The sequence below is a fragment of the Ensifer sp. BR816 genome (assembly GCF_000378985.1).
Lineage (GTDB): Bacteria > Pseudomonadota > Alphaproteobacteria > Rhizobiales > Rhizobiaceae > Sinorhizobium.
In genome coordinates, this window is the sequence record NZ_KB905371.1 from 50,259 (window position 1) to 74,525 (window position 24,267).

The 24,267-nt window shown below is 61.4% G+C and carries 24 protein-coding genes and 1 pseudogene; 21 read left to right on the top strand and 4 right to left on the bottom strand.

The window, feature by feature from the left end; genetic code table 11:
• Positions 1-188: 188 nt before the first annotated feature.
• Positions 189-1,541, bottom strand: coding sequence for an oxygen-independent coproporphyrinogen III oxidase (gene hemN / locus RHIBR816_RS0129840; RefSeq protein ID WP_018240253.1), 1,353 nt, complete (start codon positions 1,539-1,541; stop codon positions 189-191).
• A 613-nt stretch (positions 1,542-2,154) separates the two neighbouring features.
• Here hemN and RHIBR816_RS0129845 point away from each other — a divergent pair.
• The 17 genes from RHIBR816_RS0129845 (at position 2,155) to glmS (ending at position 18,674) form a co-directional block, all read left to right on the top strand.
• On the top strand, positions 2,155-3,237 hold the full coding sequence (locus RHIBR816_RS0129845; protein WP_018240254.1) for a hydrogenase small subunit: 1,083 nt from the start codon (positions 2,155-2,157) through the stop codon (positions 3,235-3,237).
• Positions 3,238-3,260: 23 nt separating this feature from the next.
• A complete protein-coding gene (locus RHIBR816_RS0129850; RefSeq protein WP_018240255.1) occupies positions 3,261-5,051 on the top strand; it encodes a nickel-dependent hydrogenase large subunit in 1,791 nt (596 codons plus the stop codon).
• An 11-nt stretch (positions 5,052-5,062) separates the two neighbouring features.
• A complete protein-coding gene (gene cybH, locus RHIBR816_RS0129855; protein ID WP_018240256.1) occupies positions 5,063-5,782 on the top strand; it encodes a Ni/Fe-hydrogenase, b-type cytochrome subunit in 720 nt (239 codons plus the stop codon).
• Positions 5,783-5,786: 4 nt separating this feature from the next.
• Positions 5,787-6,392: a HyaD/HybD family hydrogenase maturation endopeptidase gene (locus tag RHIBR816_RS0129860; protein WP_018240257.1), complete on the top strand. Its 606-nt coding sequence runs from the start codon at positions 5,787-5,789 to the stop codon at positions 6,390-6,392.
• Between the two features lie 529 nt (positions 6,393-6,921).
• Positions 6,922-7,218, top strand: coding sequence for a HypC/HybG/HupF family hydrogenase formation chaperone (locus tag RHIBR816_RS36600; RefSeq protein ID WP_084811349.1), 297 nt, complete (start codon positions 6,922-6,924; stop codon positions 7,216-7,218).
• A 125-nt stretch (positions 7,219-7,343) separates the two neighbouring features.
• Positions 7,344-7,784 (top strand): hypothetical protein, encoded by a 441-nt coding sequence (locus RHIBR816_RS0129875; RefSeq protein WP_018240260.1) that lies wholly within the window; start codon positions 7,344-7,346, stop codon positions 7,782-7,784.
• The gene (locus tag RHIBR816_RS0129880; protein WP_018240261.1) at positions 7,781-8,617 is read left to right on the top strand and encodes a hydrogenase expression/formation protein; all 837 of its coding nucleotides are present in this window, start codon (positions 7,781-7,783) and stop codon (positions 8,615-8,617) included. Before RHIBR816_RS0129875 ends, RHIBR816_RS0129880 begins: the two co-directional genes overlap by 4 nt.
• A complete protein-coding gene (locus tag RHIBR816_RS0129885; RefSeq protein WP_018240262.1) occupies positions 8,614-8,826 on the top strand; it encodes a rubredoxin in 213 nt (70 codons plus the stop codon). The genes RHIBR816_RS0129880 and RHIBR816_RS0129885 overlap by 4 nt, the downstream gene beginning before the upstream one ends.
• Entirely contained in the window at positions 8,816-9,340 is a 525-nt protein-coding gene (hybE, locus tag RHIBR816_RS0129890; protein ID WP_018240263.1) for a [NiFe]-hydrogenase assembly chaperone HybE, read from the top strand. The genes RHIBR816_RS0129885 and hybE overlap by 11 nt, the downstream gene beginning before the upstream one ends.
• On the top strand, positions 9,337-10,464 hold the full coding sequence (locus RHIBR816_RS0129895) for a nickel-dependent hydrogenase large subunit (RefSeq protein ID WP_018240264.1): 1,128 nt from the start codon (positions 9,337-9,339) through the stop codon (positions 10,462-10,464). The genes hybE and RHIBR816_RS0129895 overlap by 4 nt, the downstream gene beginning before the upstream one ends.
• Complete coding sequence (gene hypA / locus RHIBR816_RS0129900; protein ID WP_018240265.1) at positions 10,457-10,798, top strand: hydrogenase maturation nickel metallochaperone HypA; 342 nt, start codon at positions 10,457-10,459, stop codon at positions 10,796-10,798. The genes RHIBR816_RS0129895 and hypA overlap by 8 nt, the downstream gene beginning before the upstream one ends.
• Positions 10,798-11,709, top strand: a complete 912-nt coding sequence (hypB, locus tag RHIBR816_RS0129905; RefSeq protein WP_026187591.1) for a hydrogenase nickel incorporation protein HypB — start codon at positions 10,798-10,800, stop codon at positions 11,707-11,709. Before hypA ends, hypB begins: the two co-directional genes overlap by 1 nt.
• A 3-nt stretch (positions 11,710-11,712) precedes the next feature.
• Positions 11,713-13,989 carry a carbamoyltransferase HypF gene (gene hypF / locus RHIBR816_RS0129910; protein ID WP_018240268.1) on the top strand — a complete coding sequence of 759 codons (2,277 nt, stop codon included), beginning with the start codon at positions 11,713-11,715 and terminating at the stop codon, positions 13,987-13,989.
• Positions 13,980-14,207: a HypC/HybG/HupF family hydrogenase formation chaperone gene (locus tag RHIBR816_RS0129915; protein WP_018240269.1), complete on the top strand. Its 228-nt coding sequence runs from the start codon at positions 13,980-13,982 to the stop codon at positions 14,205-14,207. Before hypF ends, RHIBR816_RS0129915 begins: the two co-directional genes overlap by 10 nt.
• Positions 14,204-15,361: a hydrogenase formation protein HypD gene (gene hypD / locus RHIBR816_RS0129920; protein WP_018240270.1), complete on the top strand. Its 1,158-nt coding sequence runs from the start codon at positions 14,204-14,206 to the stop codon at positions 15,359-15,361. Before RHIBR816_RS0129915 ends, hypD begins: the two co-directional genes overlap by 4 nt.
• Positions 15,358-16,410, top strand: a complete 1,053-nt coding sequence (gene hypE, locus RHIBR816_RS0129925; RefSeq protein ID WP_245262791.1) for a hydrogenase expression/formation protein HypE — start codon at positions 15,358-15,360, stop codon at positions 16,408-16,410. Before hypD ends, hypE begins: the two co-directional genes overlap by 4 nt.
• Positions 16,411-16,847: 437 nt before the next feature.
• Positions 16,848-18,674 carry a glutamine--fructose-6-phosphate transaminase (isomerizing) gene (gene glmS / locus RHIBR816_RS0129930; protein ID WP_018240272.1) on the top strand — a complete coding sequence of 609 codons (1,827 nt, stop codon included), beginning with the start codon at positions 16,848-16,850 and terminating at the stop codon, positions 18,672-18,674.
• A 659-nt stretch (positions 18,675-19,333) separates the two neighbouring features.
• Here the strand turns inward: glmS and RHIBR816_RS38635 are convergent.
• A pseudogene (locus tag RHIBR816_RS38635) lies at positions 19,334-19,498 on the bottom strand (alcohol dehydrogenase catalytic domain-containing protein); the annotation flags it as partial.
• 219 nt (positions 19,499-19,717) lie between these two features.
• Positions 19,718-20,164 carry a MucR family transcriptional regulator gene (locus RHIBR816_RS0129945; protein WP_018240275.1) on the bottom strand — a complete coding sequence of 149 codons (447 nt, stop codon included), beginning with the start codon at positions 20,162-20,164 and terminating at the stop codon, positions 19,718-19,720.
• A 168-nt stretch (positions 20,165-20,332) separates the two neighbouring features.
• Here RHIBR816_RS0129945 and RHIBR816_RS37705 point away from each other — a divergent pair, with 168 nt between their 5' ends.
• On the top strand, positions 20,333-20,560 hold the full coding sequence (locus tag RHIBR816_RS37705; RefSeq protein WP_157628268.1) for a hypothetical protein: 228 nt from the start codon (positions 20,333-20,335) through the stop codon (positions 20,558-20,560).
• A gap of 355 nt (positions 20,561-20,915) precedes the next feature.
• On the opposite strand, the gene RHIBR816_RS0129955 is transcribed toward RHIBR816_RS37705, so the two are convergent.
• Positions 20,916-21,347 (bottom strand): hypothetical protein, encoded by a 432-nt coding sequence (locus RHIBR816_RS0129955; RefSeq protein WP_018240277.1) that lies wholly within the window; start codon positions 21,345-21,347, stop codon positions 20,916-20,918.
• Between the two features lie 585 nt (positions 21,348-21,932).
• Here RHIBR816_RS0129955 and RHIBR816_RS0129960 point away from each other — a divergent pair.
• From RHIBR816_RS0129960 to RHIBR816_RS0129970, 3 genes are all read left to right on the top strand, one after another.
• Positions 21,933-22,391 (top strand): transposase, encoded by a 459-nt coding sequence (locus RHIBR816_RS0129960; RefSeq protein ID WP_018240278.1) that lies wholly within the window; start codon positions 21,933-21,935, stop codon positions 22,389-22,391.
• A gap of 197 nt (positions 22,392-22,588) precedes the next feature.
• The gene (locus RHIBR816_RS0129965) at positions 22,589-23,182 is read left to right on the top strand and encodes a hypothetical protein (protein WP_026187593.1); all 594 of its coding nucleotides are present in this window, start codon (positions 22,589-22,591) and stop codon (positions 23,180-23,182) included.
• Between the two features lie 767 nt (positions 23,183-23,949).
• Complete coding sequence (locus RHIBR816_RS0129970) at positions 23,950-24,246, top strand: hypothetical protein (RefSeq protein WP_018240280.1); 297 nt, start codon at positions 23,950-23,952, stop codon at positions 24,244-24,246.
• Positions 24,247-24,267 lie beyond the last annotated feature (21 nt).

Genomic DNA, 24,267 nt, shown 5'->3' on the forward strand with positions numbered 1-24,267 from the left:
GGGAAAGCCCGCCCGTCTCGGCAGCGGCCGACCTTCTCCCGGCTGGTCAAACTGTAGCGCGCACACTCCCCGACCACGGCCGCTCAACAATCTCGCGGAGCCATCTACAGCGAGTTGCTTTTTGAGTTGTGTGTTTGGGCAGGGCATGATTCCGTTGCGCATCGCAGTCGCAGATGCGCCACTACGCGCTAGTAGGGGGAGCGGTCGAGATAAGCGTCAAATGCGGCAGCGACAGATCTAAGCACAAAACCATGCTCCTGCCGCACGCGTACGAAACCATTGTCAATATCCACGATCCCGTCCTCGGCCAAGGGAGTCAGGCGCTCAGCTCGATCCAGAAGGGGGATCGGATCAAATCCGTGAGCAGCGCAGATTGCGGGCACGTCCGCCTCTAAATTGCACATCAGCCGCTCTATGATTTCAGCTCGCACGCGATCTTCGACGGTGAGACGGTAGCCACGCGATGTCGCCAGGTGGCCAGCTGCGATGTGTCGGCTATACGAACTCTGTGCGACTTCGTTCTGGACATACCCTTTGCCGAGACGGCCAATCGCCGACGCGCCGAAGCCGATCAGGGTTGGGCAGGTGTCGGCCGAGTAACCCAGGGAATTGCGCCGCAGGCGTCCGGCTCTCTGCGCCAGCGCGAGCTCGTCATCCGGCAACGCGAAATGGTCGAGCCCGATCTGGCGATACCCCGCGGCAACCAGCGTGTCGGCCACGGCCGCTGCCTGTTCCGCGCGGGCAGCCGCGTCCGGTAGTGCCGTCTCATCGATGAGACGCTGATTCTTTCTATAGGAAGGAACGTGCGCGTAACCGAACACCGCAAACCGGTCGGGGCGCATCGCGATCGCCGTCGTTGCGCTCTGGACGCAGGACTGCACCGTTTGATGCGGGAGACCGTACATGAGGTCAAAATTGATGCGGCTTACTTTATGCCGGCGCAGGTTCTCGACGGCAGCCGTCACTTGCGCCTCGCTCTGGACTCGATTGATCGCCTTTTGGACAGTGAGATCGAAGCTCTGCACGCCGAGGCTCGCGCGGTTTACCTCGGCTACTTCAAAGGCTTCTGCCATTTCCGGCGTGAACGTGCGAGGGTCGATCTCGACAGCGACGGTGGCCGCTTTCTTAAAGACGAAGTGGCGGCGCAGAAGTTGCATCAGGGCGAGGAACTCAGCTGGCGGCATGATGGTCGGCGTCCCGCCACCGAAATGCACGTCGCTCACGGGCAGCGCCTGCGGCGCTTGCTCCGCGACCAAACGGATTTCCTCGCGTAGCACCGCAAGGTACTCGACGATCGACGCATCCCGACGAGTGATCCTGGTAGGAAAGCCGCAATACAAGCATATCGATCGACAGAATGGAATGTGGAGATAGAGGGAAACAGCCTCGTCAGTTGGCAAGCCCTTCAACCATTCCACGCAATCCTTGGCGCCGACCGCAGGGGAAAACTCCGGTACAGTTGGATAGATCGTGTACCAAGGCAGGCGGGCATCATAATGCTTTGCATGGAGAACGTCGGCGGGACGATGTCCAGATGCCATGGGGCCTCTTCCTTTGGATCGAATGCGATCGCGCCCGATACGCTTTTTTCGCCGTCAGCCATCACGGTTTTCCGCCATCTGAATGCCAGTCGGCAGTGCCCGCCGCATTCAACAAGGAGATTCAAAACTCATACCGATTCCCTTGTTTTTTCAGAAAATCAGATTATGCGAATTTATTAGCCGCGACTGAATAGGAGCTGCCAAGCAACCTTATGTCACGGATTGGACAAAACACGACAAATTGTGGGCAATCGCTTTCACCTGCATGCCCTGGCGACGATACCCGTTCGACAATATGCAAACGTAGGCGACAGTTGCCCGGAAGAGTGGGACAAGGTGATGTCCGCTTCGCCCGGATACACGCTTGAAGTGCCGAAGATGAGCCCGGTTGATGGCGAACACTCAATGCGCACCATCTGACATCTCGCATATCCTTAGATGACGGCGATCAAAATCGTTGCCACGCCAATCCGCTTCGCTTCTCCTCTCGACAATGCGCTAGCGACAATGTGGTCGGGGAACTCGAACTGGTCCGCTTCTTGCCTAATCTCCCTGTGACAAAGCCGGTTGCCAATCCGGACGTCGTCGAGGACGGGATTGCTGGAGGAGCACGATGGCAACTGCTGAAACCTTCTATGATGTCATTCGCCGCCAGGGGATTACCCGGCGCAGCTTCACCAAGTTCTGCAGCCTGACGGCCGCAAGCCTTGGCTTCGGTTCGGGTGCGGCGACCGCCATGGCCGAGGCGCTCGAGACCAAGGAACGCGTGCCCGTCATTTGGATGCACGGGCTCGAATGCACCTGCTGTTCGGAGAGCTTCATCCGTTCGGCGCATCCCTTGGTAAAAGATGTCGTGCTGTCGATGATCTCGCTTGATTACGATGAAATGATCATGGCCGCTGCCGGTCATCAGGCCGAAGCCATTCTCGAGGAAACCAAGGCGAAATATAAGGGCAAGTACATCCTGGCCGTCGAGGGCAATCCTCCGCTCAACGAGGACGGCATGTTCTGCATCGACGGTGGACGGCCTTTCGTCGAGAAGCTGAGGTGGATGGCAGAGGATGCGATGGCGGTCATCGCTTGGGGAGCCTGTGCCGCCTGGGGCTGCGTACAGGCGGCTAACCCGAACCCCACGCAGGCAACGCCGATTGACAAGGTGATCCACGACAAGCCGGTCATCAAGGTACCCGGCTGTCCTCCGATCGCCGAGGTGATGACCGGCGTCATCACCTTCATCACCACTTTCGACAAGTTGCCCGAGCTCGACCGTCAGGGGCGGCCGAAGATGTTCTACTCGCAGCGCATCCACGACAAATGTTATCGGCGCCCGCATTTCGACGCCGGCCAGTTCGTGGAGGAGTGGGACGACGAGGGCGCGCGCAAGGGGTACTGCCTCTACAAGACGGGCTGCAAGGGGCCGACGACCTACAACGCTTGTTCCACAGTGCGTTGGAACGAGGGCGTCTCATTCCCGATCCAGTCGGGGCATGGCTGCATCGGCTGCTCCGAGGAAGGCTTCTGGGATCAGGGTAGCTTCTATGACCGGCTGACCAACCTTCACCAGTTCGGTATCGAGGCCGATGCCGACAAGATCGGCTTGACCGCGGCGGGCATTGTGGGTGGCGCGATCGCCGCACATGCGGCGGTGACAGCCATCAAGCGCGTAACCACGAAGCGCGAAAAAGCCGATGCATAATGCTCAGGGCAGGAAATACCACCATGACGATCGATACTGCGAACGGCTTCACGCTGGACAATTCCGGGAAGCGAATCGTCGTCGATCCGGTCACCCGCATCGAGGGCCATATGCGCCTCGAGGTCAATCTCGATGAGAACAATATCATCCGCAATGCCGTGTCGACCGGCACGATGTGGCGCGGCATCGAGGTGATCCTCAAGAACCGCGATCCGCGCGACGCCTGGGCCTTCACCGAGCGCATTTGTGGCGTCTGCACGGGGACGCACGCCTTGACATCGGTGCGAGCGGTGGAAAACGCGCTCGAAATCACCATTCCCGAGAACGCCAATTCCATCCGCAACCTCATGCAGCTGGCGTTGCAGGTGCATGACCATGTGGTCCACTTCTATCACCTGCACGCCCTCGACTGGGTGGACGTGGTCTCGTCGCTTTCGGCCGATCCCAAGGCGACCTCGGCGCTCGCACAGTCGGTATCCGACTGGCCGCTCTCCTCGCCCGGCTATTTCAAGGACGTCCAGACGCGGCTCAAGAAATTCGTCCAATCGGGCCAGCCCGGTCCGTTCAGGAACGGCTATTGGGGCAACGCTTCCTACAAGCTGCCGCCCGAGGCAAACCTGATGGCGTTGACGCACTATCTGGAGGCGCTCGATTTCCAGAAGGAGATCGTCAAGATCCACTCGATCTTCGGTGGGAAGAACCCGCATCCCAACTGGCTGGTCGGCGGCGTGCCCTGTCCGATCAATATCGACGGCACCGGTGGCGTCGGCGCTATCAACATGGAACGGCTGAACATGGTCACGTCGATCATCGACCAGCTGATCGAGTTCAACGACAAAGTCTACCTTCCCGACATCATGGCCATCGGCTCCTTCTATAAGGGCTGGCTCTATGGCGGCGGTCTCGCCGGCAAGAATATGCTCGCCTATGGCGACGTGCCGGAGCACGCCAACGACTATTCGGATGCGAACCTAAAGCTGCCGCGGGGCGCGATCATCAAAGGCAATCTTGCGGAAGTGCATCCGATTGACCATGCCGATCCCGAGCAGATCCAGGAATTCGTGACACACTCCTGGTACAAATATCCCGACGAGACCAAAGGCCTGCATCCCTGGGACGGCGTCACCGAGCCGCATTACGAGCTCGGGCCCAATGCCAAGGGCACCAAGACCAGGATCGAGCAGCTCGACGAGGGCGCGAAATATTCCTGGATCAAGGCGCCACGCTGGCGCGGCCACGCAATGGAGGTCGGGCCGCTGGCACGCTGGGTCGTTGGCTACGCCCAGAATAAGGCCGAGTTCAAGGAGCCGGTCGACAAGGTGCTCAAGGATCTCGACCTGCCAATATCGGCGCTTTTCTCGACCCTCGGCCGCACTGCCGCCCGCGCGCTCGAATCGAGCTGGGCCGGCCACCAGATGCGTTATTTCCAGAACAAGCTGATCGCCAACCTCAAGGCCGGCGATTCCTCCACGGCCCATGTCGACAAGTGGAAGCCGGAAACCTGGCCCAAGGAGGTCAAGGGCGTCGGCTTCACGGAGGCGCCACGCGGTGCGCTCGCGCACTGGATCAAGATCAAAGACGGCAGGATTGACAATTATCAGTGCGTCGTGCCCACGACGTGGAACGGCAGTCCACGCGATCCGGCCGGCAACATCGGCGCCTTCGAGGCGTCGCTGATGGATATGCCGATGTCCGACCCCGCCCAGCCTCTTGAAATCCTGAGAACCATCCATTCCTTCGATCCCTGCCTGGCGTGCTCGACACATGTCATGAGCCCGGATGGTCAGGAAAGGACCAGGGTCCAGGTCCGGTGAGGAGGTTAGTCATGACTCTCCATGAAACTCTCCCCGCCGACACTCATGATGAGAAGGCAATCGAGCGCCCGAGCGTCTACGTTTACGATGCACCGGTGCGCATCTGGCACTGGGGCAACGCGGTCTCGATCCTGACACTCGCTCTCACCGGCTATCTCATAGGCTCGCCGCTCATTTCCGTGTCCGGCGAGGCGAGCGCCAACTACCTGATGGGCCGTATCCGCTTCATCCACTTCGCGGCGGCGCAGACCCTCACCGTGCTCCTGATCCTGCGGGTCTATTGGGTCTTCGTGGGTAACGTGCATGCCCGGCAGATCTTCTACGTGCCCATCTGGAGCGGCCGCTTCTGGAAGGAATGGTCGCATGAAGTGCGCCGGTACATGTTCATGACGCGCCAGACGAAGAAGTATGCAGGCCACAACCCGTTGGCGCGGTTCACCATGTTCCTCCTCTTCACCCTGCCGTTGTTCTTCATGGTGATCACTGGCTTTGCGCTCGAGAGCGAAGGCGCCGGCCGCGACAGTTGGGAATATGTGCTTTTCGACTGGGTGTTTTCGATCTGGCCGAATAGCCAGGATATCCACACCAATCATCATCTCGGGATGTGGGGAATAGTCATCTTCGTGATCGTCCACATCTATGTAGCGGTGCGCGAGGATATCATGAGTCGGCAAGGCATCATCTCGTCGATGATCTCGGGCGAACGGTTCTTCAAGGACATGGAGGATTAGACGGTTGCTCCCGCGTCAAACCGCCATTCGCCCCGCGCCGCGCATTCTCGTGCTCGGAATCGGCAATATCCTCTGGGCCGACGAGGGATTCGGCGTGCGTGCGGTCGAAGCCTTCCACAAGGCCTGCGAAGTGCCTGCCAACGTCACCATCCTCGATGGCGGCACGCAGGGCCTCTACCTGGTGCAGTTCGTCAACGAACACGACCGGCTCATCGTCTTCGACGCCATCGACTACGGCCTCGTACCAGGCACGATGAAGGTGGTGGAGGACGATGAAGTGCCGAAATTCACCAGCGCCAAGAAAATGAGCCTGCACCAGACCGGCTTCCAGGAAGTGCTGAGCGCGGCAGACCTGATGGGGCAGTACCCCGAGCGCCTGACCCTGATCGGTTGCCAGCCGCTTGATCTCGAAGACTGGGGCGGTCCGCTGACGGCGCCGGTCAAGGCCGTCATTCCGGCGGCCGTCGAAACCGCCGTCCGGATACTGCGGGACTGGGGCGTCGGGGTTGCCGCGAGGCCGGAGGGAGCAGTGGTTCCCCCGCTCCTCCAAAACGATATCGACCTGGAAAACTATGAGCGCCGTGCCGAACCGGCCGCATTGAACTCGTGAGGACCGTCCTATGGAATCCGCCGGGGCTGTGCCGGCTGACGCTACCGCGCATCAAGCACGGCCATGTCGGGCTGGCAGGTGGATCGAGCCTTCGGCTTCGGCGTCGTAGTGGCCGCAGCGTCATGGGCCCCTACGGGCTCCTGCGTCCGAGGGCGCGGACCGGGATCGCGCTGACGGTGCCAGTCGTCGGCTTTGTGGCAGGTGAAGGCTCAGGCGCCAATGGCACGAGTCGGGATATGCGCGCTCCATGGTCATTCCCATGGCACCGAGCTGCCGGAAATGACGCGTGTGGGCGGCCATATGGCCGGCTGGCGGCCGCGATTATCCTTCAACCGATCGGCATCGCGGTGGCCTCGTTCAGGTTCGGCAAAGCCGGGCAGGCCGCCGCCGCGGATGGTTGTCGCCTGTCGCGGCGCGGCCCTGCTTGTGGCCGCGCATCTCCCAAGGCCGGGGCCGCCAGGATTTGTACGGCAGACCTGTGCCCGCGCCTGCCGATCTTGCAGGATCGGAACGACGAAGGAGCAGCATCATGTGCATAGGCATTCCCATGCGGGTCGTCGCCGCTGCTGAATTCGTCGCGCAGTGCGAGCGTCATGGCGCAATATCCTCAATCTCCCTCTTGCTTGTCGGCCCACAGCCGTCCGGCACCCATGTCCTCACTCATCTCGGTTCCGCCATCCGCGTGCTCGACGCCGAAGAGGCCCGCGCGATCGACGACGCGCTTGCCGGGCTTGCGGAAGCCAGCGAAGGCCGCGCCTTCGAACGGCTGTTTGCCGATCTCGTTTACCGGGCGCCCGAATTGCCGCCGCATCTTCGCACCGAGTGAAAACAACAGGTCCAAACTGCCGCTTGCCTCGCTTACCATCAATGGAACCCAGCTTTCTTCAGTCTGGCACGCCGATTGCAACCCATCCTTCGGAACATTCTGCATGCTGATTTGTGGAGGAGACAGTGCCATCCATCCCTATCCGCCCCGTAAGAGCGCGGGGGCTATCCGTCGCCGATGAGACCAATATCGTTGCTTTCGTCGCGGCGGCGGCCGAACCCGACAACCCCGTGCTGATCTTCACCGGTGATCGCGCGCAGCGTCCCGAGGCCGATGACGTCGCGGCCGTTCGTCCCGAACTTCTTCAGTTTATCCGGGGCCGCCTGCGTGGCGGCGTGGTTCGCCGGCCGGCCAAGGGCAAGGTCAAGGCCCGCTCCAACGTGGTTGTGCCGAGCTTGGTTATTATGGGACGGAAGCGGCCGGCGGTCGTGCTCGGCAACGTCCGCGGCGGCTCGAAATATGTCGACAGGCTCGGCGCCTGGCTGTCGCCCGGCGCGCCAGTCATGGTGCCCTCAGGCAGGCCGAAGGTCGAGATCACCCATGCCGGCAAGGAGATCGTGCGATGATCGCCGGTTTTGGGGCCGCCCCGGACGGTGAGGGGGCGGTGAGGCCCTTGGGTGCCCAACCGCCCCGCGCCCGAAAGCCCAATTTCCTCGCGTCAAACAGCGCCGAGGAGCTGATCCGCCAATGTCGAAGGACGGCGCTGCTCCTGCCGGCGCTCGCCGATGCGCTCGCAGTCCAGAAGGCCGGCCGACCAGGTCGGCTGTTCGACGTCACCACCTATCCAGAGGACGACAGGGAGCTGATCACCCAGATTCTCGGTGAGGGAGAGGTTTCCGGCGTCGCGGTGTTGGGGCATGGCATCACCGCTCAGATGCAGGAGGCTGTCATGGCCGGCGTCTGGCGCATCCGCTTCACCGCCGGCGAGGGCCGGCTCGTTGCCGACTGTATCGAGGTGGGGAGCATTCCCGCCGCTGTCAGGCTTGCCTGTTCCCAATTACCGGCATCAATCAGCCACGGCGCCCCGCCTGCGGGCGCTATGAATGTCATGCCGGTGCTAACCGAGATCGGTGACCGCATCACCCGCCATCGCGACAGCGATCCGGCTCATGTCATCACCTTCTCGCTCTTGCCTATGAGCCCGGAAGACATGACCTTCCTGCAAAATTCACTGGGTGTCGGGCCGGTGCGGCTCACCTCGCGCGGATACGGAACCTGCCGCATCGTCGCGACAGCTGCACGCCATGCCTGGTCGGTGCAGTTCTATAACGCCACTGACACGATTATCCTCGATACGCTGGAGATCTGCGGCATACCCTCAATCGCCATTGCCGCCGAGGAGGATTTCCATGACTCGGAAATGCGTCTCCGTGAGATGGAGGAGGCCTATTTCAAATGAGAGGCTTCGAGAATTTCGGCAAGTGCGAGACCGTGTCCGGCGACCGGATGGAATGCGGTATCTGCTGGCATGTCTATGATCCTGCCGTCGGCGACTTGGTCTCTGAGATCCCACCGAGCACGCCGTTTGCCGAATTGCCCAAAAACTGGTGCTGCCCGAATTGCGATGCGTCGCAATCGAAGTTCATGAGGCTGGGCGATGGTCGCTGACGTCACCGAGGGGGCCGCGCTCGATCCGGCGCTGGCGCTCGGCCAACGGCTCCTGGTGTGCTATCGACACATTCACGCCACCGCCATGACTGACATGCCGATCTGCAATCCCGCGCTCAGGTTCGCCGCTACCGGCTTCCGGACCTATCGCGGCCGCGCCTTCGGCATCGTGACCACACCTTGGTTCATGAATCTCGTGGCCATGGATCTGCCTGACGGGGCACCTGCCGCGCCTGCCGCAAATGGCACTCCCCTGCGTATCGGCCTGCCTGCGGGTGAAGTCGAATTCATCGCCGGCGAGCTCCCTGGGATCGGCCGCGTCGATTCCTGCGCGCTGCTCTCGCCGGCCCTGGAATTCGCCAGGATGGAAGGGGCACTGGCAATCGCGGAGGAGGCCGCCCGCGCGTTCTTCAATCCCGCTACGCTCGAGCCGGCGCCGGCACCTGCCGCTGTCGTCAACCGGCGGGAACTGTTGCGCGGGCATTTCCACAGGTACGAGGAGGCCTCGCGATGACGTTCCTTCGCGGGCCAGGCACGATCAGGATTGACGTGACCGTGTCGCGCGCTGTTGCCTGTTCCGTCGCGGTGAAGGCGAACCGACCACAGGGGCTATCCCGCATGTTCGTCGGCCGCCGGCCAGAGGAGGCGCCCGCACTCGCACGACAGGTGCTTTCACTCTGCGGCTTCTCGCAATCGGTCGCCTCAAGGCTCGCTATCCTCAATGCGGCGGATCTGCCGATGGGTGAAGGGGAGCGCGTCGCCGCCGCAGCGGGTCTGCACGCCGAACGGATCTTCGAAACTCTGCGGGCGCTGATCGTCCATTGGCCGTCGCCCTTACCGAGCGAGCTCGCGACGGTCGTCGGCAGATGTCTGCGAAAGGCACGGGCTGCCTCACAGGCGATCATCGCGCCGGCGAGCAGCGGCAAGATCAACCCACAACATCTCGCTTCGGCGGTCGCCCGCCTCTGCTCAGTGGCCAGGGCGATCGGAATTTCCGACCGGGGCGACATGCCATTGCCGGGCTCGGCCTGTGCTGCAATGCTGCAGCACATAGTCGACGATCGCGTTTTTTCTGGCCGGCGGCCCGATGCGCTGACCGTCGAAGATGACCTGGAGGTCATCGCCCGCCTCTGTGATGAACCCGATTTCATCAACCTGCCGCATCTTCCTGGCCGGGTTGTCGAGACGGGGGCCTACGCCCGGCGCGCCGCCTGGGGATCTGGCGCGGGCTCTTATCTCGCGCATCGCTTCCTGGCCCGGATTGGCGAGGTCAGGTCCTGCCTCGGGCAACTGACGGCTCTCGCCGGCACCGGCGAAAATGACTGGGGCGAACATGACTGGGCAACGCTCGCCTGTGGTGCGCCGACGCCGGGGGCGGGCGGGTATGGAGCCGTGGAATGCGCGCGCGGCCGGCTCTATCATCAGGCCGAGATAGGCGACGACGGCAGGCTCTCGGCCTATCGCATCCTTGCCCCGACGCAATGGAACTTTCACCCTGCCGGCCCTTTCGTCGAAACGCTTCTGGGGTCGCGGATCGGCTCAGACGATTGCGCCGCCCGGTCTGTCTCCCGGCTCGCCGTCCTGTTCGACCCTTGCGTGGGTATCGAAGTCGGCATCCGTGAGGTCGCGCATGCATGAGATGTCGCTGATGGAAAGCGTGATCGATATCGTCTGCGAGACCGCGCGGCTGAATGGCGCAAGGCGGATCAGGTCGGTCCGTCTCGATGTTGGCGTGCTGAGCCACGTCGATCCTGACGCGTTGCTCTTCTGTTACGAAGCGGTGCGGCACGGCACGCTCGCGGGCCGGGCGAAGCTCGAGATCAATCGCATCGCCGGCGAGGGCTGGTGTCTCGATTGCGGCAAGACAGTAGCTTTGCAGGAACGGTTCGGCGCCTGCCCGGACTGCGGGCGGCATCGCGTCCAGATGACGGCAGGCGACGAATTGAAGATCAGGGACATGGAGGTGATTTGATGTGTACCGTATGCGGTTGTGGAACCTTACCCATCGAAGGCCACCATCATGATGCGGGCAGCCATGGTCATAGCCACGGCGGGGGGCTCGATCATGACCATCACCACCACGGCCACGATCATCATTCTGACGATCATGATCACCGCGACGTCGCGCATGATCCCCATCATGCAGAGGACGGCTCGGTCCACCGCAGCGACGGCATTGCGGGCGTGCATGTTCCCGGCATGAGCCAGGAACGGATCATCCAGGTCGAGAGGGAGATCCTCTCCAAGAACGACGCTTATGCCTCCGAAAATCGGAGGTACTTCCTGCGCCAGGGCATCTTCGCGCTCAACTTCGTCTCCAGCCCGGGCTCAGGCAAGACCAGCCTGCTTGTGCGCACGATCAGGGAGCTCAAGGATCGTGTTACGATCAATGTCATCGAAGGCGATCAGCAGACTTCGAGTGACGCGGCCCGCATTCGCGAGACAGGCGCCCGCGCTATCCAGATCAACACCGGCAAGGGCTGCCATCTCGATGCCCATATGGTCGGCCATGCGGTCGAGGACCTCGCGCCCGAGCCGGGCTCTGCGCTCTTCATCGAGAATGTCGGTAATCTTGTCTGTCCCGCCGCTTTCGATCTCGGCGAGGCTCACAAGGTCGTGGTGCTCTCGGTCACCGAGGGCGAGGACAAGCCGCTCAAATATCCCGACATGTTCGCCGCCGCGGACCTGATGATCCTCAACAAGGCGGACCTGCTCCCGCATCTTGATTTCAATGTCGAGCTTTGCATCACCAACGCGCTGCGTGTCAATCCGCGGCTGCAGACCGTGATTGTCTCCGCCCGCACGGGCGAGGGGATGGAAACCTTCTATGCTTGGCTCGAAGCAGCCGCTTTGCGGGGGGCCACGCGGTCGAAGGAGGTATGAACAATGGCGCGGGTGCCCGCAAGACCGATCGCAAGCCGGATCCGGCGGCTGAGGCTGCGGGTGCGCGGCACCGTACAGGGCGTCGGCTTCCGGCCTTTCGTCTACAGGCTAGCGCGCGAGATGCGGCTCTCGGGATTTGTCCTTAATGACAGTGCTGGCGTGCTGGTCGAGATCGAGGGCCTGGACGCAGACCACTTCCCCGAGGCGATCCGAACCCAGGCGCCGCCGCTCGCCCGCATCGAGGCCGTCGACGTGCTGGAGTTGGCGCCGGTCGGCGGCGATCGATTCGAGATCATCGAGAGCCTCGGCGGCAGGGGTGCGACCCGTATCGGCGCCGACGCCGCGATTTGCGGGCAATGCCAGCGGGAGCTCACGGATCCAGGAACCCGGTTTTTCGGCTATCCCTTCGTCAACTGTACCCAATGCGGCCCGCGCTTCACCATTACCCGCGCGCTTCCCTACGACCGGCCTCACACCTCGATGGCCTCGTTTTCCATGTGCGGTGCCTGCGCGGCGGACTATGGCGACCCGGAGAACCGGCGCTTCCATGCCGAGCCCGTTGCCTGTCCCGATTGTGGTCCGAGGCTCAGCCATCCGGTCACCGAGTTGGCGGCGCGGCTCGAAGGCGGCGCGATCATCGCACTGAAGGGGATCGGCGGATTCCACCTGCTCTGCGATGCCCGCAACGATGCGGCGATCGATCTCCTCAGGCTGCGCAAGGGCCGTGACCAGAAGCCCTTCGCCGTCATGGTGCGGGATATGGCGGCGGCACGGCAGCTCGCGCTTGTGACCGATGCCGAAGAGGAATTGCTGACCTCGGTGGCGAGCCCGATCGTTCTGGTCGCGGCCGTTGCCGGAGAACTCTCCACTCTCGTATCTCCCGGACTCGGGCGGATAGGTCTCATTCTCGCCTACGCACCGGCGCACCTCCTCCTTTTCGACGAACTCTCCCGTCTTTCGCCGGAATATCCCCCTGCGCTGGTTGCGACCAGCGCCAACGTCTGTGGTGAGCCGCTCGTCGCCGACAATGCGGATGCGGAACTTCGCCTTTCCGCGATCGCCGATCTGATCGTCACCCATAACCGCGATATCGTCGTCCGCGCCGACGATTCCGTTATGCAGGTGATTGACGGCGCGCCTGCCTTTATCCGCCGCGCCCGTGGCTTCGTGCCAGAGCCCATCGACCTCGGCGAAGACGGACCTTCCGTGATCGCCACCGGTACGGACCTCAAGAACACCGTCTGCATCACGCGCGGACGCGAGGCATTTCTGTCGCAACATGTGGGCTGCCTCGACAATAGGGAGGCGATACGCTTCCAGCGCGAGGCGGCCAGCCATCTCTGTTCGATTCTTGATGTAAAGTTGGAAATCGCGGCCTGCGACCTGCATCCGGATTTCCACTCGGTGCGGATGGCGGAGAGCTTCGGCCTGCCGGTCGTGCTGGTCCAGCACCATCTCGCTCATGTCGCTGCGGTGGCGGCGGAGCATGGACTCGCCGGACCGGTTCTCGGGCTCGCACTCGACGGCCACGGTTTTGGCACCGACGGCCGCAGTTGGGGCGGCGAGATGCTTGCGGTCGACGGACATCGCTGGCTGCGCGCGGGATCGCTTATGCCGCTGCCGCTGCCGGGTGGTGACCGCGCGGCGCGCGAACCCTGGCGCATGGGGGTAGCGGCGCTTCAGTCTGCGGGCCGTATCGACCTGGCGCTGGCGCTCGCGCCAGCGCATTCCGGCGTGGCGCAATTGACGGCGATGTTCAGCCGCGGCATGCGGCCCTCCGTTACGAGCAGCCTCGGCAGGCTCTTCGACGCCGTCGCGGCGATATCGGGGGTTCGCCTCGTCCAGTCCTATGAGGGACAGGCGGCGATGGAATTGGAGGCGCTGGTTCGGGCGCCGCGCTGCCTGCCGGGCGGATATGCCATAAAGGATGGGGTGCTCGACTTCCGCCCGCTCATCCTGCGCTTGGCGGAGGCAGGGATGGACGGCACCGATGCCGCCGACCTCTTCCATGGCACGCTGATTGCCGGCCTCGCGGATTGGTCCGCGAAGGGCGCGGCAAGCCTCGGCACGCGGCAGGTCGCGCTCGGTGGCGGATGTATGACGAATCGCGTCCTTGCGGCGGGTCTAGCACAGGCTCACAGGGAGCGCGGCCTCCAGCCATATCTGTCACGTCTGGCGCCTTCCAATGACGGCGGCGTAGCGCTTGGCCAAGCCGCCCATGCGCGACAAGTCATCATCAACAAGCATGCATCAGCGTTGGAGAGCCAGACATGTGCCTAGCCATACCGGTCCGGGTCACCGAAGTGCTTCCCGACAATATGGCGAAAGTCACGCTCGACGGCGTCTTGAAGGTCATCTCGACGGCGCTGATCGACGATGTCCGGCCGGGCGACTACGTCATCCTTCATGTCGGCTACGCGCTGACGAAGATCAATCCTGAGGAGGCGGAGCGGACGCTGGCGCTTATCCAAGAGGCTGCGATGAGTGACTTGACATGAAGTATATCGATGAATATCGCGATGGACGGCTTGCCAACGGTATTGCCCATCAGATCGCGGCGATCGCGGATGCGGCCCGCGCCTATGACTTCATGGAGTTCTGCGGCGGGCACACGCACACGATCGCCCGCTACGGCCTTGAGGATTTGCTACCCGACAATGTCCGGATGATCCATGGCCCAGGCTGTCCTGTTTGCGTGCTGCCGATGGGTAGGATCGAAGCGGCAATCGCGCTTGCGATGCGTTCCGAGATAACGCTCTGTATCTATGGCGACCTTATGCGTGTGCCGGGCACAAGCGGTTCGAGCCTGCTCAAGGCCAAGGCGGCCGGTGCCGATATTCGCATAGTCTACTCGACGCTCGATGCGCTGAGGATCGCCGAAGCTGAGCCGGAGCGCGAGGTGGTGTTCTTCGCGATCGGCTTCGAGACTACGACGCCGCCAACCGCTCTCGCACTCAAGACGGCGATCGCCAAGAAACTCGGCAATTTCTCGATCTTCTGCAACCATATGCTGACGCCGGCGGCAATCCACAACATTCTGGAAAACCCGGATGCCCGCAAGCTCGGCACGATCAAGATCGATGGGTTAATCGGCCCGGCTCATGTCAGCGCTGTGATTGGCACAAAGCCCTACGAATTCTTCGCCGAGAAATTCTGCAAGCCGGTCGTGGTGGCAGGCTTCGAGCCACTCGACGTCATGCAGGCGATCCTGATGCTGGTGCGCCAGATCAATGACGGCAGGCACGCGGTCGAGAACCAATATATCCGTGCGGTGACCAGACTCGGCAATGAGAAGGCGCAGGCGGAGCTGGCGAATTTCTTCGACCTGCGCGAGAGCTTCGAATGGCGAGGCCTCGGCGCGCTGCCTTACAGCGGGCTGCGGCTCCGGCCACAATATGAAGTGTACGATGCCGAGAAGCGCTTCTCGATGGTGACCTCCAGGGCCAGGGACAATTCGGCCTGTGAATGCGCCGCCATTCTGTGCGGCGTGAAAAAACCCGCCGAATGCAAGCTGTTCGGCACGGTCTGCACGCCCGATACGCCGATGGGGTCCTGCATGGTGTCGTCGGAAGGCGCCTGCGCCGCACACTGGACCTATCGCCGCTTCCGCGCAAAGGGGCGGCTGGCGGATGCCGGGAGGGCGGTCGCATAAACATGATGATCGAGGCCTGCAGGCGAATGCTCAACGTTGAGAACGGCCGGGTCGATCTCTCGCATGGCGCCGGCGGTCGCGCCATGCGACACCTCATCGAGGATATCTTCCACGACGCTTTCGACAATATATGGCTGCGCGCCGGCAACGACCAGTCAGCCTTCGCCGTTTCGGGCGGCCGAATGGTGATGACCACGGACGGCTATGTCGTCTCGCCGCTGTTCTTTCCGGGCGGGGATATCGGCTCGCTCGCGGTGCACGGCACGATCAACGATATCGCCATGGCCGCCGCTCGGCCGCTCTATCTTTCGGCGAGCTTCATCATCGAGGAGGGTTTTCCGCTCGCCGATCTCAAACGCATCGCCGAAAGCATGGGCGTGGCTTCGCGCGAGGCCGGTGTGCCGATTATCACGGGCGATACCAAGGTGGTCGAGCGAGGCAAAGCCGACGGTGTCTTCATCTCGACGGCCGGCGTCGGCATGGTTCCGGACGGGCTCGATCTGCGCGCGGATGCCGCCCGGCCGGGCGATGCGGTTATCATCTCCGGCTCGATCGGTGACCACGGCATGGCCGTGATGTCGAAACGCGAGAACCTGGAATTCGAAGCGGCGATCGTCTCCGATAGCGCCCCCCTGCACGGCCTGGTGGCGGCGATGGCCGAGGCCGGTGGCAGGCTTATCCGGTTGATGCGTGATCCCACGCGCGGCGGCATCGCGGCGACGCTTAACGAAATCGCGAGCCAGTCGAAGGTCGGCTTCCATATCGATGAGAATACTATCCCGGTCAAGCCGGAGGTGGCCGCGGCCTGCGAGTTGCTCGGGCTCGATCCGCTCAATGTCGCCAACGAGGGCAAGCTTGTCGCTGTCGCCGCGCCGGAAGGCGCCGAAGCAATTCTGGCTGCGATGCGTGCACATCCCCTCGGGCGTGAGGCGGCCCTCATCGGACGTGTCGTGGCTGACGACGATTGCTTCGTGCAGATGTCGACCTCCTTCGGCGGCTTCCGGATCGTCGACTGGCTGTCGGGTGAGCAATTGCCCAGGATCTGCTGAGAGAGGCGGCTGTCTACTGCTTCTCTGTTACCGCTTCAATTCTCTATTCCATCGGCTGCATGTCGACTTGCGATCGCTCGGTCTCAGCGCGTGGAGCGCCGCGAGCAGATTGAGGTCAAGGCCGTTGAAACGCATCAGCGTAATGCATCCATGACACAAATGGGTGTCATCCAAAGAATCAATTTTGCCAATCTGTTGAGTGCTATTAGAAAGCGCTGAAACTAACCAAAATCAAGTGCATCGCTCGCGGTAGGTCGATTGTCTGAACGAAGCTTCTACCGGCCGGCATTCCGTCGGCGCCGCGATTGACGACAGCAGGTGACGTGCACCGAAGTAACGATCGCCTGTGCGAGGCGACCGGGAGCTTTGATATGACCTCGCTCAGACGGGGAATTTGAGTACGCCGCGACGGGCGTGGAAGGAACGCGAAGAGGGATATGTGCGGGATTGTGGGTATCGTCGGGCAGCAGCCGGTCTCGGAGCGGCTGGTCGATGCGTTGAAACGCCTTGAATACCGGGGCTACGATTCGGCCGGCGTCGCGACAATCGACGGTGGAGCGCTTGATCGCCGGCGGGCCGAGGGGAAACTCGTCAATCTCGAGGCAAGGCTGAAAGAGGAGCCTCTGGCCGGCACCATCGGCATCGCTCATACGCGCTGGGCAACCCATGGCGCGCCGAACGAACGCAATGCCCATCCGCATTTCACCGACGGCGTCGCGGTCGTCCACAACGGCATCATCGAGAATTTTGCCGAGTTGAAGGATGAACTGGCCGCGGCCGGCGCCGAGTTCCAGACGGAGACCGACACAGAGGTCGTCGCGCATCTCCTGGCAAGGCTTCGCCGGGAGGGCATCGGACGACGCGAGGCGATGTTTGCGATGCTGAGGCGACTGAGGGGGGCCTACGCACTCGCCGTCCTTTTCGAAGACGATCCGTCGACGATCATGGCGGCCCGCAACGGTCCGCCGCTGGCGATCGGCCACGGCGATGGCGAGATGTTCCTGGGCTCCGACGCCATCGCGCTGGCGCCTTTCACCAATGAAATCACCTATCTGATCGATGGCGACTGGGCGGTGATCGGCAAGACCGGTGTCCATATCTTCGACCTGGACGGCAATCCCGTCACGCGGCCGCAACAGGTGTCCACGGCTGCGGCCTATATGGTCGACAAGGGCAACCACCGTCATTTCATGGAGAAGGAAATCTACGAGCAGCCGGAGGTCATCTCCCACGCTCTCGGCCATTATATCAACTTCATCGACAACCGCGTCGAGCCGGTTTCCGACGCCATCGACTTTGCCAAGCTACCGAGCCTGGCGATCTCCGCTTGCGGTACGGCCTATCTGGCCGGGCTGATCGGCAAATACTGGTTCGAACGCTATGCCCGACTGCCGGTCGAGATCGACGTCGCTTCGGAATTCCGATACCGCGAGATCCCGCTGTCGCCGCAATCGGCGGCCCTGTTCATCTCGCAGTCGGGCGAGACTGCCGACACGCTTGCGTCGCTGCGTTACTGCAAGGAACACGGCTTGAAGATCGGTGCGGTCGTGAACACCCGCGAATCGACGATTGCGCGGGAGTCCGACGCCGTCTTCCCGATCCTCGCCGGGCCCGAGATCGGTGTCGCATCGACCAAGGCCTTCACCTGCCAGCTCGCCGTTCTCGCCGCCCTTGCAGTGGGTGCGGGCAGGGCGCGCGGCACCGTCACCGAAGAGGAAGAACAGGCGCTGGTCAGGAACCTTGCCGAAATGCCGCGCATCATGGGGCAGGTGCTCAACAGCATACAGCCGAAGATCGAGTTCCTGTCGCGCGAACTGTCGAAGTGCCAGGACGTGCTTTATCTCGGCCGTGGCACCAGCTTCCCGCTCGCCATGGAAGGCGCCCTGAAGCTCAAGGAAATTTCCTACATCCACGCGGAAGGCTATGCCGCCGGCGAACTGAAGCACGGCCCGATTGCGCTGATCGACGAAAACATGCCGGTCATCGTGATTGCGCCGCATGACCGCTTCTTCGACAAGGCCGTCTCCAACATGCAGGAGGTGGCGGCTCGCGGCGGACGGATCATCCTGATCACCGATGAGAGAGGTGCTGCCGCGTCGAAGCTCGACACGATGCACACGATCGTGCTTCCGAACGTCGACGAGATCATCGCGCCGATGATCTTCTCGCTGCCGGTCCAACTGCTCGCCTATCACACGGCGGTCTTCATGGGTGCGGATGTGGACCAGCCGCGCAACCTGGCGAAATCGGTCACGGTCGAATGATCATCCGGCGGGAAACGGACGAAGTCCGGATTCCATGGCGGGTGCGACGGCGGCAGCGTTGCCGGGCGTCGAAGGAAGTTGCGGATGCGGCGTTTCTTGCGGGGTAATGCCGATCAGCATCAATCGATGTGTCGGTAATGCTCCAGAAGGCAGCTGAATTGAAGTAAGCGTGGGCGCGAATTTCGTTAGCGGGCGATGCGCCCCTGGCCTATGCGACGGCGTCATTTTTGGCCGGTTCATCTCCCCCATAACATCTCTAGAGCGGGATGCGCTCAGATACCTTCGCGCCGCCGCTCTAACTGTTTGTTTTTGCCGCATTTGTGCGACGTCAGGTGATTCCACCTGACTGCAAAATGCTCTAGCTTTAGGCACTGGCAGAATCCGCCAGACGAGGTCCGCCATTGCTCAATCCTCCGTTACGCGGATGAGCAGTTGTCGGCCGGCCGTTGTCGGGGTTGATCAGCTCCAACGCGCGATCGAAGTCACTGGCGCATCTGAAAACCGGTCGCGAGGCGCACCTCCTTGGAAATAGCGCCGGGAACGTCGAACTGGAAGGTATCAACTGGCACACCAGACCCGCACGACCGTGCCACCCGGTCGTACCAGATCAAAGAGGCCGTCAAGGAACCTGCTACCGAGCTTGGCGCGAAAGGCAAGATCGGAATGCCTGGCTCCATGCAGACGCGGTCGCCCGCCGTATGGTGTCGGACATTGGCGCCGACCTCTACGACCGTGCTTGCAGCCTCGTGGCCTTCCGCCATGGGCGCGCACACCAAATAGGGCCTCATCGCGCATTGGGTGCAGTGCAGGTCGCTATCGGAGATACGGCCCGAGCATTGCATGCTTCCTAAATGCCGGGTTCTCCAAGACGACAAAGCTCCAGGGCCCAAGCGCTGCAACCGGGCGGTGCCTCCATCTCAAATGACGGCGAAAAGACAGCACCACGAGGCAGTTGTGCAAGTTACACAACAGGGGCGACAGCTGTCTCAAACAGGGTTCAGCGTCACTTCAGACCGATCTCTTGCCAGCCGAAGCTGCAGGTTCTAACTCCGGTTTTCCCGTTTCTTGCCAAAGCCGGCCGCACGCGCGAGTGCGGAGCGTTGTTGCGCATAGTTAGGAGCAATCATCGGGTAGTCAGCGGGGAGATCCCATCTTGCACGATATTCCTCCGGTGTAAGCCCGTACTTTGCCATCAGGTGCCGCCTCAGAGATTTGAACTTTTGGCCGTCCTCGAGGCAAATGATGAACTCCGGTGTCACCGACTTCTTGATCGGAATGACGGGGCGACGTTCTTGAACGGCAGCTTCGGCCTTGTCTGGCTGCGATGTGCTGCTCAGTGAGGAATAGGTCTGCTCAATAAGATTGGGCAGATCCGCGACACGAACGGCATTGCGGCTCAGATAAGCCGCGACGATTCGGCTCGTCAGCTCGAGCCTCCGTTGCTCATTGCCCGAACTCAATTCGCTCAACGTCTTCTCCTTTGTTTTCATGTCGCAGCTTCGCTCAACGTGCAGGTATTTCGGTCGGAAGGAAGGCGGCGACAGACGCTGGTTTGTTTTTTGGCAGATTCGGATCTTTTTTTGTCTTGATCTGTCCACTTCATTCGCATTGCGCGTCCGATGCGTTTTCTATCATGGTGTCCCCGAAGCACGAGAACATTGCAGAGCGATGGCATCGATATGTTTTCTTCACCGTGTAAGGCAACCGAAGTTGTCATGAAGCTTCCGCCGTCGCTCAAGCGACGCGATGCGAAACGACTCGCTCAGGAAAACATGGCGCGCCTTCTGGAGGAAAGCGGAAACGACCGCGTGCTGCGCAAGCTTGTCGCCCAGCCCATCATGGACGCACCCAGCCCCAGGATTTCCTTGCACCGCAGTCATCACTGACACCGACAACGGGGGCCCGACCGCACCAAGGACGACATCATTGAAATCGGTGTCGTGGCGTTTACCTTGGATCACGGCGACCACCTCGGCGAGGTCACCGCCGTCTGAGGCGCATGCGCCCCCGTTCCCGATGAAATCATGCGCCTGACGGGAACAGCCAACGAGACGGGCGCCGGGCAAACATCAATCTCGGAGCGCTTCGAGCCTTAATTGGTCCGGCCGACCTCGCCATCGCCCACAGTGCCCGCCTCGACCGTCTTGGCGCCACGCCTCTGCACGCCACTTGACTCCTTCGCGGGAGAGGCAGACCAGCAGGAACGATCGGCGGCGTGACAGGTAGTTAGACCGCTGTAGCTCAGCGCCCGTCCAAGATCTTTCCTACCTTCAGCGACAACTCATCGAGCGTTGCCATAACTCGGTTCACCTGCGACAGCGTAGCGGTCATTTCAGGACCGTATCTTGTGACGAGATATTCTCTGTTAGAGGACAGAGTTTCCAGGTGCTTGGCCGTTCGCTTGCGCAAGATCAAGCCGGCGTCACTTGCTCTTCGTGATCGCTCGCCAATGTCGTGCTGAAGGCCACGAATGACCTTAGAGTCATGACCTTTGGCGAGCAGAAATGCGTTGAGGTAGAGCTCAATCGAGTGGAGGGCGAGAAACCGACGCGGAATGTGCTGCTTGCCGCGCGGCGCGTGTTCTTCAATCAATTTAGCGGCCATCCTGTAAAGCCCGGCCAGCTCAAGAATATCGTCGACGCTTGCTGCGTCTCCAGGATACGCTAAGTCCAACGAACGATCTCCCGTCACTGATGGCCGTGCCAAGCGCCACTGCAGTATCCGTCTAGCTTCCGGGTTCATGGAGCGGCGAGAGCTTGAAGGGTCTCACAGCGCAGGTTGCAGTCAAGGATTAGAGGCGCCGCCCAAATGGGTAACTGTGATTCTCAACGCAGGCTACTCACCTGTCAGGCCATCAAACACGTCCAGCAACGCGCGCCATCGCAAGCGCCGCGCCCTCCGCCGTCACAATTACCTGTATCCTCGACACGGAAACCGGCTTCATTCATCCGCAAGGACGTGATCATTGAGATTGGCGCTGTTGTGTGTGCGTTCACAGTCGAGGGAGCCGGCATGGTCCATGCCTGGAATACTCAAGGGCCGCACCCCACGCGAAATCGTCGATCCCGCATTTCGCCTCAATGTGATAAAGATGAAGACATGGAGCTCCAATTGCGAAGCCGGAAATCCTTCTTGCGACATCGCTCGATGTCGGCCCAGGCTAAAGATTAGGTATGCGAAAAGTAGGAGTTTGACGCTCTGTTGACTCTGTAGTTCACTCGGACCAAAAGAGGTGATGGCTAAAGAAGGGAACTGCTGATGGCTGACGAGAGTAACACGGGACCGATTGCTGCGGCTGCAGAGACGAATGCTGAAGTGAAAGCACCAAAATCCAAGAAAACAAGGTCGCCACGGCGCCCGAAGGCGGCTGTTGAACCTGTTCCAGCCCAATCAAAGGTGCCGGCCGCTAAACCAAGGCGGTATAGCGAAGAAGAGAGAAACGAGAAGCTCAAGCTGATCGAGACGCACGTCACCGAAGGCAAAAGCACACTTAAAGACGCCATCGGGAGCGCCGGCATATCGGAGCAGACCTACTATCAGTGGAAACGGACCGCAAAGCCCGCTGGGAAAAAGCCCGAGAAGACTGTTCCGACCGGCGGCGACGAGTTGGCAGATTTCGTTCGGCTTGACGAGGAAAACCAGAGGCTCCGCAAGCTTCTGGCGGAAAAGTTGCGAGCGGAAAATGCTGACCTGCGCAAAAGGCTCGGGCTGGATTAAGCCAGGTCGGGACTGCGCAGGCCGGTGATCCCGGGCCCGAATTTGTCCATAGCGGGCGATCAGTCACGCGAATGTTCCCGCGGTTCGCGCGCTGGTCAGTTGAAGCGCGAGGGGAGGACATATATGGGTCCGCAGCCAGGGGCGCATTGGTGCCGATTGGCATTGGTTTTCTTAGGGATGCTTAGGGTTCAGGGTATATGAAAGTGCCACAACGGAACTTCGTCATTGAATTCAAGTCCGGGCGTCGACAGCCGAAGGCGAGGACAAACTCGATTTGGGGAGACACAGACCTCAAGGCTTTGGCCCGTTCAGTAGAAGAAGAGGCGTCGCATCTGTTCAGTTCAACTGAAGTACCTGTCGCGCGTGACGCAGGTGGAGACATGTTATCTCAGCAGGTCGATTTGACAGGCGGTGGCGATGTTGCACCAGAAGCGCTGCCGTCGGCCGTTGCCGCAGGAATTGAAGTACAAAGGCAGCATGAAGCCGAGCGTCTGCCCGACGAGGCCATTGCATTGGTGCAAGAGATCCAGCCTGTGTCGGAGCCACAAACGACATCAAGGGGCGCTTCTCGAAAACGCGCCAAGCATTCGCCCGCCCGGGCGATTGCGCCTAGTTCGACGCGTGCGCACGAGGATCAACGCCGGCAATCTGCGACGGCTGACGATTCGAGCTCCGTGGACGAAGTGGCAGCCCTGGAGGCAGAAAACCAGCGGCTAAAGAGACTAGTGGCTGAACAGCTTTATGCACAGAACTTGCAGCTCAAGAGGATGCTTGCGCGGTTCGAAGTCTAGACGAGCGGGCCGCGCCGTCACAGCCGCCGCTCGGCGGAAAAGGTGGAAGGGGTGATCCGTTGCCGGGCCGCGCTTGTGGATCCGGGCGGGAAATACGCCCCCCGAAATCCTCGAGCAGGCGGATATTGTGCTGCCCGTCCGCCGGCAGGTAAAAATCTGCCTGCGATCGGAGCGGGCCAACTCATCGTCCTCTCGAAGCAACACTTCCTTCTCCCGGGAGGAGGCCTCTTCCTGAGCGCGCTTGTCGCTTGTCGGAACCGCTCGGCCGCCAGCTCGAAGGGGTGCGAATGTACGCAATCGCCGGTGCTTACAATTGGGGGCCATGCTCGCATCCTGGCGAAGGCGACAATAGAGGCTGCAGCAGTTGGTGCCACCGAATGAACCCAAGGGGACGCAGCTGGCATTGAGTGTGCCGGCGCCCGGGCGGTGGCATGAACGATTTTCGCTGATCCTACCGAGGCGAGGAGGCGAACCGGAGCGAGCCTCTCGATCGGTACTGAAACTTCTCACTGGTAGTGGCAGTAACTGCTGCCACGCCCCATATTCGAAGCGGTGTGATTTATCGGGAAAATTTGATTTCGCTCAAAGACCGGAGGCGACGTATGGGGATCAATTCAGGCGCTTTTGCAACGCCGAAGCCTGTCACATCCAGCAACTAATTTTGTGACATAACGCAACGGAACAGGCCTGGCCGCATTCTGCGACCACTCTCGGCAAGTTAAATATCTGGCCTGCTTCCAAGTGCTAACCAAGAGGAGGAGCGTGATATGGCCTACGCAGATGGAGGCTTTACGCCTGGCAAGGCGGGCACGGTGGAACTGACCGACCAAGGCTCTCCGGCCGCCGCGGATTTCCGCATCGAAAGAAAGGAGGCGCGAAAATGGCGCATCAGCCTCCTTTCGCTGAGGGCACGCCGCTGGTTCGAGATTAACTTCGTCAGGAGCACTCAAGACGGGCACGTGTTCGAGACTGGTCTTGCCGGGGCGAACGCCCTAATCCGAAAGGCGCGAATGGATGGCTTTAGAATCGAATATATCGGGCCGCTTGCACGATCATATTTCTAACACCTTGGCCGTTCTCTGGTC